Source organism: Cupriavidus basilensis (assembly GCF_029335485.1).
Classification (GTDB): Bacteria; Pseudomonadota; Gammaproteobacteria; order Burkholderiales; family Burkholderiaceae; genus Cupriavidus; species Cupriavidus basilensis_E.
Genome location: NZ_JARJLM010000031.1, coordinates 1 through 12,270, shown reverse-complemented (window position 1 = coordinate 12,270; position 12,270 = coordinate 1). Strand labels below are relative to the sequence as shown.

At 60.9% G+C, this 12,270-nt stretch carries 9 protein-coding genes and 3 pseudogenes; 2 read left to right on the top strand and 10 right to left on the bottom strand.

Annotated features, from left to right (window positions below; all coding sequences use genetic code 11):
* The 4 genes and pseudogenes from P3W85_RS01985 to P3W85_RS01970 form a co-directional block, all read right to left on the bottom strand.
* Window positions 1-320: pseudogene (locus tag P3W85_RS01985) on the bottom strand (polyhydroxyalkanoate depolymerase); the annotation flags it as partial.
* Window positions 321-790: 470 nt separating this feature from the next.
* Window positions 791-1,765, bottom strand: a complete 975-nt coding sequence (locus P3W85_RS01980) for an AraC family transcriptional regulator (RefSeq protein ID WP_276263530.1) — start codon at window positions 1,763-1,765, stop codon at window positions 791-793.
* Between the two features lie 53 nt (window positions 1,766-1,818).
* Window positions 1,819-2,760 carry a Bug family tripartite tricarboxylate transporter substrate binding protein gene (locus P3W85_RS01975; protein ID WP_276263529.1) on the bottom strand — a complete coding sequence of 314 codons (942 nt, stop codon included), beginning with the start codon at window positions 2,758-2,760 and terminating at the stop codon, window positions 1,819-1,821.
* A 69-nt stretch (window positions 2,761-2,829) separates the two neighbouring features.
* Window positions 2,830-3,564: an alpha/beta fold hydrolase gene (locus tag P3W85_RS01970; protein ID WP_346430225.1), complete on the bottom strand. Its 735-nt coding sequence runs from the start codon at window positions 3,562-3,564 to the stop codon at window positions 2,830-2,832.
* 9 nt (window positions 3,565-3,573) lie between these two features.
* Between P3W85_RS01970 and P3W85_RS01965 the strand changes: the two genes are divergently transcribed.
* On the top strand, window positions 3,574-4,803 hold the full coding sequence (locus tag P3W85_RS01965) for a LysR family transcriptional regulator (RefSeq protein WP_276263528.1): 1,230 nt from the start codon (window positions 3,574-3,576) through the stop codon (window positions 4,801-4,803).
* Window positions 4,804-5,071: 268 nt separating this feature from the next.
* On the opposite strand, the gene pcaG is transcribed toward P3W85_RS01965, so the two are convergent.
* Both pcaG and pcaH read right to left on the bottom strand, forming a co-directional pair.
* A complete protein-coding gene (gene pcaG / locus P3W85_RS01960) occupies window positions 5,072-5,722 on the bottom strand; it encodes a protocatechuate 3,4-dioxygenase subunit alpha (RefSeq protein ID WP_276263527.1) in 651 nt (216 codons plus the stop codon).
* Window positions 5,722-6,477, bottom strand: a complete 756-nt coding sequence (gene pcaH, locus P3W85_RS01955) for a protocatechuate 3,4-dioxygenase subunit beta (RefSeq protein ID WP_276263526.1) — start codon at window positions 6,475-6,477, stop codon at window positions 5,722-5,724. The genes pcaG and pcaH overlap by 1 nt, the downstream gene beginning before the upstream one ends.
* A 125-nt stretch (window positions 6,478-6,602) precedes the next feature.
* Here pcaH and P3W85_RS01950 point away from each other — a divergent pair, with 125 nt between their 5' ends.
* Window positions 6,603-7,607, top strand: coding sequence for a LysR substrate-binding domain-containing protein (locus tag P3W85_RS01950; RefSeq protein ID WP_276263525.1), 1,005 nt, complete (start codon window positions 6,603-6,605; stop codon window positions 7,605-7,607).
* 298 nt (window positions 7,608-7,905) lie between these two features.
* Here the strand turns inward: P3W85_RS01950 and P3W85_RS01945 are convergent, their stop codons facing one another.
* From P3W85_RS01945 to P3W85_RS01930, 4 genes and pseudogenes are all read right to left on the bottom strand, one after another.
* Window positions 7,906-9,240 carry an MFS transporter gene (locus P3W85_RS01945; RefSeq protein ID WP_276263524.1) on the bottom strand — a complete coding sequence of 445 codons (1,335 nt, stop codon included), beginning with the start codon at window positions 9,238-9,240 and terminating at the stop codon, window positions 7,906-7,908.
* 322 nt (window positions 9,241-9,562) lie between these two features.
* Window positions 9,563-10,972: an MFS transporter gene (locus P3W85_RS01940; RefSeq protein WP_276263523.1), complete on the bottom strand. Its 1,410-nt coding sequence runs from the start codon at window positions 10,970-10,972 to the stop codon at window positions 9,563-9,565.
* A 202-nt stretch (window positions 10,973-11,174) separates the two neighbouring features.
* Window positions 11,175-11,363: pseudogene (locus P3W85_RS01935) on the bottom strand (4-hydroxyphenylpyruvate dioxygenase); the annotation flags it as partial.
* A 277-nt stretch (window positions 11,364-11,640) separates the two neighbouring features.
* Window positions 11,641-12,270 (bottom strand): annotated as a pseudogene (locus P3W85_RS01930) (polyhydroxyalkanoate depolymerase); the annotation flags it as partial.

The following is a 12,270-nucleotide window of genomic DNA, read 5'->3' as shown; positions in this document are numbered from 1 at the left end:
TGGTCCTTGAGCATGCGCAGGGTGTCCGGGTCGTCGGTGAATCGCTTAAAGCGGCGCAACTGGCAGAACGGCTTCTCGATCTCGACCGCTTCCTGGATCACCACATTGGCGTTGGCCACCATCACGGACTGGATGCCGAACTCGGGCTTCTCGTAGCCCTTGCCCAGGCGGTAGAGAAGATCGTATCCCGCCGCGAGGCGCTGTGCCAAAGGCAACTGTCCGAAGACGGCACCTTGAGCATAGAGCTTGGAGACGACTCGAGCGAGGTCGGTCACCGGCTCCGCCAGCGAGCGCTGCGTTTCGTAGAGTTGATAGAGCATGGAAATTCCTTTGGGTATCCCGCAACTACTAAAGTGGTGCCCCCTCTTCGGCTCCTCTTAGCCGGCTCGCGAATGAGACGGATCAAAAGTCGCGCACCACAGCGTAGAACTCCGCAGGATGCTCAGAGGGACACGCGAACTGACCGCCCAGGAGGGCAAAATCCAACTCGACAGCCACAGCATATTGTCGTCTGCGCAGCGATTCTCGGACAAACCGATGCACCATCTGGATCGGCTCCGTAGTATCCCAATAACGCATAATATCCATGATTAACGCAGATATTTTTTTACCCATCCAGGAGATGGATAGTTATCTGGGTACGGCTGCCTAGTATTCGGCCTGCGGAGTTGATCTCCCGCAGTTGACGGGCAGGCGACCCGCCACCTCCATATCTCCATGTGGCGGATCACCTCCTTTTTCATGCCGGTCGGCGCGTGGGTGTACCTCGACGGCAGGACTGAAGCCTTCCCTATTCCCTCTTCGCAATCCGACGTGTCTGCGACGGCAGCTCGCCGAACGCATCGCGATACACCTTGGCGAACATGCCGAGCTGCTTGAACCCCCAGCGCATCGCGACTTCGGCAACCGACGCATCATCGCTATGCAGGAGTTCATTGCGCACGCCCTCCAGCCTAACCCGCTTTAAGTACGCCATTGGCGTGGTGCTCTTGAACGTGGCGAATCCCACCTGCAGGGCGCGCACGCTGACGCCGGCGGCCTTGGCAATATCCTCGACGAGAATGCTGTCCCGCGCATAGGCATGGATGAACTCAATCGCGGATCTTACGTGCCGTGGTGATGGTCCTGTCGCCTTGACTACCAGCCTGTCGGAGTAATTGTGCGGCAAGCCCTCCAGGAAGGCCCCCACGGCAACGTCACGTATGCTGGCCGCCGTGGCCATCGCCGTTACCCTGGATCTGTCATCGCCAAAGCACAATTGCATCATCTGCATCACGGCGCGGCCCAATCTCACCCCGTCCGACTCCGGGGAGACCTCGGCCTGGAACATCAAAGGGCGCATCATGGGTGCTTCCAGCAGGCTCGAAAGCCGCTGCGCGATATCGCCCGCCGAGACCAGCAGCATGTCGTAGCTGCCGGCCTGCCACTGCCATTGGCTGACCTGTGTCGCATCCAGAACTGCGCAAGCGCCTGCCGACCAGGCGCGATCCTGTTGCCCAACCCTGGCCCGCAGGCCGCCTTCATGGAGCACCACCAGCGCGTAGCCGTCGAACTGCCTGTCAAATCGGAATTGAACGCCGGTTGTCGTCTGGATTCGATGCGTCACCGCGCCCCCAGCGAGACTGGACGCCAGCCGCACGTCAAGATGATCTTCGCTCCCCGAGTCGATCGCAACGTTTCCCCAGATCGGTCGAAGACGCGTTGCAAAATCCTCCGCGTCGCTCGCAATGAACATCTCGGCATATATCTCTGGCTTTTCAAGCATAGCTTTCCGCCAAATGGTCGCTCGCAGCCGCGCTTGCGCCTGCCCGCGCCCAGCTAGTGCTCCTTGATTCCACTTCTCTCATATGCCACTCTAAGCTTTCGTTCTTCCGCAGCCACATACTGCGAAAACTGCTGAGACGTAGCCGGCGCGGCGATCTCAACCCCCATCTGCGAATACTTCTCGACAAGCTCCGGACGACTGAGCGCAGCTGCGATGCTGGCATTTAGCTTGTCGACAATGAGAGTGGGTGTTCCCCTCGGTGCAAAGATGCCTGTCCACAGGTTAAAGTCGAGCGCCTGAAGTGCAGGCATCTCCGCGGCCGCCGGAATATTCCTGTTACCCGCATCCCTCTGACGACTGAGAATGGCAAACGCCTTTACCTTGCCTCCCGAGATATGAGGCAACACGGCCGGCAGCCCAACGACGCCCAGATCGAGGTGGCCGCCGATCACATCGGCCACTACCTGTGTTGCGCTCTTGTATGGTATGAACGGAATGTTGACGCCCGTCTTGAGCTTCAGTGTTTCCATTGCCAAATGCTGCAAGGAACCGGCTCCCGAGGTGCCATAGCGCAACGTCCCAGGCTGACTTCGAGCGAGACCGATCAACTCAGCCAGCGTATTTGCGGTGAGCCCGGGCCGTCCTATCATTACGATGCCACTCGTGCCGACCTTGGCGACTGCTTGCAGGTCTCCCGCCCTATACTTCACGGTCGGATTGGATGATGGCGCTAGCGCGACATCCGACGTCACTCCCATCAGAAGCGTGTATCCATCGGGCGCCGCGTCCACGACTCGTCTGACGCCTAGCGTGCCACCTGCACCAGCAATGTTCTCCACCACTACAGGCTGCTCAACAAGCTTCCCAAGCTCAGTGGCAAGCACGCGCGCCATCGCATCCAGAGAGCCTCCGGCACCATAGGAAACCACCAACTTGATCGTCCTGGACGGAAAGGCGTCCTCTGCGAACGCGTTTTGTATCGCGAGCAGTGTCAAGGTACATGCCGCGGCGACTCGGGCAAACCGTCTTATGATCATGGCCTTTGCTTAGATATCATGAGCGATTCAAAGGGACTGCTTCCGGAGCCACTCGAGCAGCAGGTCAGCTATCGCATCGCTATTGCGATCGAGCATCGGGAAATGCGAGTTACCTCGATACCCCGCCAGCGGCAGAATCAGGGTCTCGAAGCAATTGCTTGGCAATCTGTTTCCATGGGCAGCATAGTTGTCCGCCAACGCGCGGTAGCCCTGCCAGACAGGATCTGGTTGCCGGAAGTGATCGCCCCACACGATCAGGTGAGGCGGAAGGGACCCGCCACGCGTCTCCGGCATGCCGCCGGGCTCAATGGCGATGACGGCACGTACGATGTCGGGGTGCCTCTGTGCTACCGCAACCGCGAAACCCGCACCCTGACTGTGCGCCACCACAATGCAGGGGCCGGTCCTCTCCGCCAGGGCGCTGTAGGCGCTCAGGGTCATGTCCTCGTGGTCGGCCCAACGCGGCACCCACTGCTTGGCAAACTCGTCAAAGAAGTCCGTCGGGAACTGTTGACCCGGATACACCTGCCGATGTGCAGGATCGCTTACGTACCCACCGGGAGGACCGATGCGAAACATCCGCCAGGCCTCCTCCTTGCTCCGGAACATCGGCGGTTCCGCATAGATTTGGGGATACATTGCCCAGGACGACCGCCCCCGCTCTACGGCGTCCGAAACGAGTACGTCGTAGCCCGCACTCAGGAAACGCCAGAGCCAGCCGCACCGTCCGTCCGGCGTGCTTTCCCAGCTGCTTCCCGTCATGCCGCCGCCATGCCAAAGCAGAACCGGCAGCGGCGAACGGGGCAGGGCAAGACGAAAAGCCTGCACGTACATCTGACCTGCGACATGGTCACCATTCGGGTCAACACGGCGAGGCTCACCTCCGAGCACCATCCGTCGGCATTGCACGGGAAGCCCCTCCAGTCTGTGATTGCTACCGCCGACAAAGTAGCTGCCGATAGAACGAAGGGTCACGCAAGACGATGTCATACCCAGACCAGAGGTTGTGGTAGCGCCATCTTCCTGATCGGCCATAATGTAGTCAATTGCAAAATATTCGATGATTATTGCTTTATGAGAATCAATTACGACCTGCACGACCTGCGCGCATTGCACGAGTTGGCCCGCCTGGGAAGCTTCAATCGTGCGGCCGATGCCCTTTCCATCACCCCCTCTGCGCTAAGCAGGCGGGTAGCCAAACTGGAAGCGGCCTTAGGGGGGCGCTTGGTTGAAAGAACCACAAGAAGCATGACTCTGACGCCCTTGGGCGAGCTGCTGCTGGAACGAGTGCGACCCTTGCTTGAGTCGCTCGAGGAGAGCTTGCAGGAAGCTTCCCGGATCGCCCGGGGCCTGGCCGGGAAGGTCACAGTCGGGTGTATGGCGTCCGTGGCTCACTCACTGTTCTCCGCCGCGGTCGTGGAATTCCACAGAAGCGCCCCGGATGTGCAGGTATGCCTGCGGGACGATGCCGGATCACGTGTCAGGTCAATGGTGCTTGGGAGGGAGGTGGAATTTGGCGTCACCACGCTGTGGGAACCCAACAGCGACCTTGTAACGCAACCGGTTGCCACAGATGCCTTCATGCTGGTATTGCCAGAGAATCATCCACTGGCGCGGCGCGCGACCTTGCGATGGGACGAGTTGCCGGGGCATCGCGTGCTCGCCTTCAAGCCAACCAGCTCGACTCGGCAGGAGATCGATCCCGTTCTCCACAAGGCAGGAATTGCGCTGCCCTGGTTTAATGAAGTCGACCATTTGTCCTCCATGATGGGATATCTAAATCACGGACACTTCATCGCCGTCCTGCCGGGCCTGCTCGCGTCGCAACTAAAAGGGCTGAGGGCAATCTCGCTGGTGGCGCCGCGCATCGAGCGCGAGCTGTTCCTCGCGCGTCGCCGCGATATGACTCTGAGTATGCCCGCACAGATGCTGTGGGACATCCTAGCTGCCGTCATCGCACGGGCCTCGCGTCACAGCCGAAATCAGCGAAAAAGACGATGAGCTCCTGGCACTAACGACGCGCAAAGGCAGCCACCGATCATAGGATCCGACGACTCCGAATGCACACAGATCCGCGTGAATCTGCTTCAACGTGCGCCGCTGCTGAAACAGCCCGGCCAATTTCAACAACAAGCGCAATCCGTTTTGGCAATTCCACGCGGCTAGATGTGATTGCCCTTGTGCGCCACAAGTGCTGATACGGCGGGTAGCCGTCCATAGAAGACAGCCAGGGCAAGCCTGGCTGCTTTGCTTTGTGGCCCTGCCAACTTCAGATGTCGAAGAAGACCGTTTCCTCGCCGCCGTCTGGCGTGTCTTGCAAACGGATATCGAAGGTGTAAATTACCTTGCCGTCCCGCTCGCCGCGCTGTGCCACCAGAGTCTTGCGGCGTACCTCCCATTCGATGCCATTGAGGACCGGGTCATGGCCATTCGCATCGGCCTCATCGCTGAAATACAGTCGGGTGTGCAGACCCATATTGATGCCACGGGCGAACAGCACCATGCAGATATGTGGCGCCTGTACCGCGCCACCACGGCCAGCCGCAGAGCCGGGCTTGATCGTCTCAAAGGCATAGACCCCGGTCTCGAAATCAGCGCCTGTCCGCCCCCAGCCTCGGAAGGTCGGATCAACGGCCTTGTCCTGCAGGTCGCCAGGGTGCGCATACTTGCCCTCGGCATTGGCTTGCCAGATCTCGACCAGGACGTCACGCACCAGTGAGCCGGAGCCATCGAATACGCGACCTTCAATGTGGATGCGTTCGCCACGTGTTTCGGGCGTGACCAAGACGCTGCCGAAGTTGTGCTCGAAGATCTCGAAACCGGCCTGCTTTGGCGCCAGGCCGATATGGACATATGGGCCGCCCGTCTGGGAAGCGGTTTCCGGATAGTGGACGATGGAAGAAGGCAGATGCGGCGTCATCACTTGGCTCCCTGCAACTGGTTTTCAAAATGAGTGGCGCGGCGGCCGCGCAGCGTAATGTCGAAGCGGTAGCACCGGCTGTCCAGCGGCACGTGGTTGGCTGTGTCCTGCAGGGCGATCAAGCCGCGGATCTGCTCCTCGCTGGGGATGGTCTTCAGGATGGGACACTGTGCGATCAGCGGATCGCCCTCGAAGTACATCTGCGTAATCAGGCGCTGTGCCCAGCCATCTCCGCTCAGCGAATAGTGGATATGCGAAGGCCGCCATTCGTTGATGCGGTTGCGCCAGGGATACGGGCCCGGCTTGATGGTGCGATAGATGTAGTAGCCGTTGTCATCGGTCAGCATGCGCCCGCAGCCCCCAAAGTTCGGGTCGATGGGCGCGATGTACTTGTCGTTCTTGTGGCGATAGCGGCCGCCGGCATTGGCCTGCCAGACCTCGACCAGGGCATTCCTCACCGGACGGCCGAATTCGTCGCGCACGAATCCATGAACGATGACGCGTTCACCGATGGGCAGGCCACCCTTGGCAAAGTTCATGATCAGGTCGTTATCCAGGGGGCCGAGTTCCTGCGGCAGGAACACCGGGCCGGTGATCTCCGACAGGGTGTTGACCGTGGAAATCAGTGCATTGCGCGGCGAGCGCAGCACGCTGGTCTTGTAGATCGGCGTGCAGGCCGGAGGCTGCTGCGTGGTATCGCGCTGCGCGAATTCCCCGTGGGCCACGCGGCTGGTGGGAGCGGCTGGGATTTGCATGGGCTTGTCTCCTGTGAACCCTATCAAGTGGCTGCACCGACAGTGATGCAGCGACATCCACACTTTATATTTGAGATAAAGTGCAGTAAATTGACTTGTTATCACTAAATCGATAACCATACGTTATGAAATCGAACGCCGATGGGCACACACCCACAATCGTCTCGGCGGAGCGTCAGGTCTCCTCTCGCATCCGTTTCCGGCATGTGAGCTGTTTCCTCGCCATCGCGCAGGAACGCAACCTGCGCCGCGCTGCAGAGCGGCTTCATCTGAGTCAGCCGGCCGTCTCGAAAACTCTGGTTGAATTGGAGGCCCTTGCCGGTGCACGCTTGGTGGAACGCGGCCGCCAAGGCGCGACACTGACGCCGGCCGGCGAGCACTTCCTGCGCCACGCGGTTGGCGTCTCGCACGCGCTGGAATCCGCCGTCGCTGCGCTGGCTGGCGCCCAGGCTCCGGCCACTGTGGTCGTCCAACTCGGGGCACTCCCGACGGTGGCTAGCGGCCTGCTTCCCCAAGCCATTTCCCGCCTGCATGCGCAGCGGCCGCACGCCGGAGTCCGGTTGCGCACGGGAACCAACGCGGAGCTGCTGACGGCGCTCAAGGCTGGGGAACTGGATTTCGTGGTGGGACGCATGGCCGAGCCTTCGATGATGCAGGGGCTCTCGTTCGAGTTGTTGTACGCCGAGTCCCTGGCGGTGGTGGTGAGGCCACACCATCCCCTCCTGGCGGAACCCGGCGGCGGAGCCTCACTGCAATCCGTGCTCGCGTATCCATTGGTCGTAGCGACTACCGGCACCGTGCCACGGCATCACACCGAGACTATGTTCCAGTCGCACGGGCTGCGCTTACCGGCGGCCTGCACGGAGACGCTATCGACCTCGGTCGCCCGCCTGCTGGCGCTGCGCTCGGATACGGTGTGGATTACGCCGGAGCGCGTCGCGCAGGACGACGTCGATCACGGCTGGCTGGTGAAGCTGCCGCTACCGACGACTGGAAGCGCGGAACCGGTGGGAATCCTGCTCCGCAGCGCGGTGGCACCAAACGAACTGAGTAGCACGCTGCTGGATATTCTCAGGGAGTTGGCACAAGCGAGCACTGCGGGAAAGCACCATCGCAAGAAAGCCGGCTAGGCGCAGCCCCTTTGTAACGGCGGAACTCGCTTTGACTGAGACTAAGTTGCGCGACGCGATCGGGGCCCGGTGCCGTGGCCGCCGTTACTGGACATGCCCTATTGAAGGCTTCATGCGAGAGCGTTATGACGATCGTCGATCTAGCGAGAAAAGTACCTGATAGCTGCGGCGTTCGCCCGGAACGGCCTTCTGCTTGACGCTGCATCGGCGTCTGGCAAAACGGCGCGTTACCGATGGGGACTCGCCGAACGCTTTGCAGCATGTCATTGTGGTTCAAACTAGCGGAAGCGACCCATCACTAAGGTGTGGAGCGTGCCTGCGGCACGGCGTTCGCCCCCGAATTGCCAAGCAGGCCAACACTTGCTATGGCCGCAAGCAGTGGCACAGCGAACGCGTAGTAGAGATTGGCGGTCGGCCAGCCGGCATCCACCAGTGCGCCTGCAACCATTGGTGAGAGCACTGCGCCGAAGCGGCCCATACCAATCGACCAGCCCATGCCTGTGGCACGAGTCTCGGCACGATAGAGGATCGGTGCGTAGGCATACAGGCCAACCATGCATCCAAAGATGCCGCCACCAATCAATATTGCGACGGCAAACGCAATGGCAAGTGTATTGGCAAACATACCGAAGCACACGAGCAATGCGGAGGTTAGAACAAAACAGGCCCACAACAGCGGCTTGAGCCCGATGCGAGACGACAGGAAGCCGAACATCGTGCCACCTACGATGCCTCCCACGTTCAGTAGCACGCCGCCGGTGAGCCCTTGTTGCGCCGACATGCCTGCGGCTACCAGCAGCTTCGGGGTCCAGCTGAGGACAAAGTAGAAGGTGAACATCACCAGAAAAAATGACGCCCAGATCATCGCGGTTTGCACCGCGAGCCCTCTCGAGAACAGGCCGGCCAAGCCGCTTCCGGGCTCCGTGGCTGCAGCGGCGACGGATGGCAGTGCTTGGATAGGCTCGCGCCCCATTGCCTGCAGCAGCTTGTTTACTTTGCCGAGCGCCTCCCGAGGGCGCTTGGCAATCAAGAAGTCGAGCGACTCGGGCAGACGGGCCATCACAATCGGGACCATGGCCAGCGTCACCAGCGCACCGAATACGAACACACTGCGCCAGCCATAATGCGTCAACAGCACGCCGGCGATCACGCCACCGATCGTCGCCCCGACGGGATAGCCGGTTGCCTGTAGGACGATGGCAGTACTGCGCCACTTGTTCGAAGCATACTCCCCGGTGATGACATTGATGCTCGCCAGCATGCCGCCAATCCCGATACCAGTCATTGCCCGCATCGCCGCGAGCTGGAGCACCGATTGCGTGAACGTCGACAACAGCATCCCAAACGAGATCGTCCCCAGACAGAACAGGATGATCGGGCGGCGCCCGAACCGGTCGGCCTGGGGTGCGAGCAAGAGTGACCCTGCAGCCATGCCGAACAATCCGGCGCTCAGCAGCATGCCGATCTCCTTGCCGCTCAGGTGCCAGTCCGAAGAGATGTGTGAGGCGGTGAATGCCATTGCTAGCACGTCGAATCCGTCCAACATGTTGAGCACGATACAGATTGCGACCGCCGTGATCTGGAATGAGCTCATGGCGTTCTGATTGATGGCTTCCCTGATGTCCTGTCGCATTGCCTAACTCCTATGTGTTCTGTATGTCTGCTGCGTTCGGCCAGGCTATTGATCTAGACCCGCAGAGGTGCTTCGCCGCCGCGCGGTGATGGCCATGTCGGCTTCCGCGCCCTCAGGCGAGAAGGCGACAGATTCGCGCCGACTCCTCCCCACTGAAGTCGGCGCGGCAGCGCAAAACCCAGAACTTATGGCGGATGCCGACCATCGTGCCAAGCCGATTTCCATTTCCAAATGTATTTCCGCTGTTGGCGAAGGCTGCTGCGCTGTTCAGGGCAATCCAGGCGCCTCGCAACCGGGTGTAGTCCACGGCGCAAGCTGCGGCTCAGGCAGATGCCTTACCCGCCCTCGCGTCGACCACAGCCTGCTCCCGAAGCCGTTCGTACTCCTGTTTAGGCACAGGAGCCGCGCTGGGATTGCCCAGGTCGTTCATATGGATCCGATAGGTCTCCCTGGCGGTCCAGGCTGCGATAGCCGCGACGACTGTCACGCCCAGGGTGATCGCCCCGATGGTCATCGGGATGTTGACTGCACCGGGCGGAGCGACAGCGACGAACAGCGCCGGCAGCAGAGCCGTGGCGAGGGTGCCGAGGTTTTGCGAAATGGCCATGCCCGAGACGCGGGTGCGCGTTGGGAACATTTCGGGATAGAAGCTCGGGAAAATGGCGTTGTAACCTTGATAGAGAACTCCCCACATCAACAGGGACGCCACGATAGCCAGCGGCACGTTGTGAATGCTGATGGCATAGAGATAGCCGAACGACAGCAACCCCGAAGCGAGCGCACCGATGATGATCGGCGGCCTGCGGCCGATCTTGTCCGACAGGTTGCCGACAAACGGGATGACGAACACCGCGACGATATTGCCCATGACGGGGATCCACAGGTAAACGTCCTTCTCGAATCCGATGCCATAGCCTGGCTGGACGGCGTAAGCCGCTCCGAAAATCGTCGTGACCACCGGAATGACGTTCATCAGCGAGCAGCACATCACGCGCAGCATGTCCTTCCAGCTTTCCGTAACGGCCTGGATAACCGGCGCCTTCGGGACCGCGCCGTGTGCTCCCTCTTCGGCGAATGCAGGTGTCTCGTGGACCTCGCGGCGGATGATGTAACCCGCGATGATGACAATGAAGCTGAGCAGGAAGGGGATACGCCAGCCCCAGGCGTTGAACGCCTCCGTGGGCATGTAGTGGGCGAGCGGCAGGAAGACCGCTGCGGCGAGAATCTGTCCCGCTTGTACACCCTGCAATGTGAAGCTGGCGTAGAAGCCGCGCCGGCCAAACGGCGCATGCTCGAGAATCATTGAGCTGGCGCCGGATATCTCTCCGGCCACGGCGAAGCCCTGGACCAGTCGCAGCAAGACAAGAAGCGCCGGGGCGAGCAGACCGACCTGGTCGTAGGTCGGCAACAGCCCGACGGCCACCGTCGAAAAACCCATCAGGAACATGCACAGGATCAGCACCTGCTTGCGCCCATGCGTGTCACCCCAATGCCCGAGGAAGAAGGCACCGATCGGGCGCGCGACATAGCCCACGCCGTAGGTCGCCAATGACGCGATGATGGCGACCTTGGGATCCGTCTTGGGAAAGAAGATCTGTGGGAAGATCAGCGATGCCGCAGTGGCGTAGATGAAGAAATCATAATACTCCAGCGCCGAGCCGATCCATCCGCTGGCAGTAGCCTTCTTGGTCTGTTGTCTTGCGTGGGGCTCGTGGTCCGAGGTGTCTGCCATTGTGGTCTCCAGTATTTTTGATTTGAGAGTCTGCTGATCGAGGTTTAGCGGGCGACGACGGCGAATACCGCAGGCTTCGTGTGTTTCATCCAATGTCTCCCTATAAAGAGAGACTACCTCTGCGCCTGGGCGGCCATCCGTGCCGGCGCGTTGGTCGCGCCATAGGCGTCGTAAGAGTCAGCACGTTGCACGATCTCAAAAGGAACGGCTGGTACCGTTCGATCGAAAGGCCGAGGTCTTCGGTGATGCGGCGCAGCTCGGCGGCCGTGCCGTTGAAGTTGATGAAGTCGTTCTCGAACAGCTCGATGCCGTCGAAGCCCGCAGCCGCAATGGCCTCGAGCTTCTGACGCAGCGTACCGCTGAGCGACACGGTGGCAATGGATCGACGCATGGTGTCCGCTTTCGCGATGAGTTCAGTACGGGTGGACCTGCGTGCCGCCATCGACCTGCATGCCCGCATCGGTCGTGAAGGGCAGATCGGCGGCGCCGGGCGTGGGCGCCGCGCCCCCCACGTCCTTCGGCAAGCCCAAATGGATCGGCGTGAAGCCCTCGGCTAGCAGCTTGGTGAAGCGTCCTTCCCGATGCCTGTCGTCGGTGCCCGGAGCAGGCCGGCACGGACCTCGTACATCGCAATGCTCCGCGGCGCAAGCCAGCTTGGAGCGCCCGTGCTAGACATCGCTCAGTCCACTCTTCGCGCCGCGTTGCTCTCTCGCTGCGATGAACGCCCGTACCTCGGGATAAACCTGCTCACGCCACCGACGCCCGCTGAAGATGCCGTAGTGGCCCGCACCCTCGACTTCGTAGTGTCGCTGGTGAGGCTGGCTGATACCGGTACAAAGCTCATGCGCGGCGCGGGTTTGGCCGGAGCCTGAGATGTCGTCCAGCTCACCTTCGACGGTCAAGAGCGCGGTCGAATGGATGTCCTGCGGACGCACGCGCTCCAGCACGCCTTCAGGGTTCTTGACGTCCCAGGTGCCGTGCACGAGATTGAATTCCTGGAACACCGTGCGGATAGTGTCAAGGTAGTAGTTCGCATCCATGTCCAGCACGGCGTTGTACTCATCATAGAACTTGCGGTGGGCCTCGGCGCTGGCGTCGTCCCCCTTGATCAGGTCCTTGAAGTAGTCGTAGTGGCTGCTCACGTGGCGGTCCGGATTCATCGCGACGAAGCCGGTGTGCTGCAGGAAGCCCGGGTAGACGCGGCGACCGACGCCCGGGAAGCCCTGCGGCACGTGGTAGATCACGTTGTTCTCGAACCATTCGAAGCTCTTGCTGATCGCCACGTTGTTGACCGCGGT

What these genes read in the sequence shown, in the direction of transcription:
- P3W85_RS01980 (WP_276263530.1), bottom strand. Translation starts at nt 1,765, where the DNA reads ATGCTTGAAAAGCCAGAGATATATGCCGAGATGTTCATTGCGAGCGAC.
- P3W85_RS01970 (WP_346430225.1), bottom strand. Translation starts at nt 3,564, where the DNA reads ATGACGGGAAGCAGCTGGGAAAGCACGCCGGACGGACGGTGCGGCTGG.
- P3W85_RS01965 (WP_276263528.1), top strand. Translation starts at nt 3,574, where the DNA reads ATGCCAAAGCAGAACCGGCAGCGGCGAACGGGGCAGGGCAAGACGAAA.
- pcaG (WP_276263527.1), bottom strand. Translation starts at nt 5,722, where the DNA reads ATGACGCCGCATCTGCCTTCTTCCATCGTCCACTATCCGGAAACCGCT.
- pcaH (WP_276263526.1), bottom strand. Translation starts at nt 6,477, where the DNA reads ATGCAAATCCCAGCCGCTCCCACCAGCCGCGTGGCCCACGGGGAATTC.
- P3W85_RS01950 (WP_276263525.1), top strand. Translation starts at nt 6,603, where the DNA reads ATGAAATCGAACGCCGATGGGCACACACCCACAATCGTCTCGGCGGAG.
- P3W85_RS01945 (WP_276263524.1), bottom strand. Translation starts at nt 9,240, where the DNA reads ATGCGACAGGACATCAGGGAAGCCATCAATCAGAACGCCATGAGCTCA.
- P3W85_RS01940 (WP_276263523.1), bottom strand. Translation starts at nt 10,972, where the DNA reads ATGGCAGACACCTCGGACCACGAGCCCCACGCAAGACAACAGACCAAG.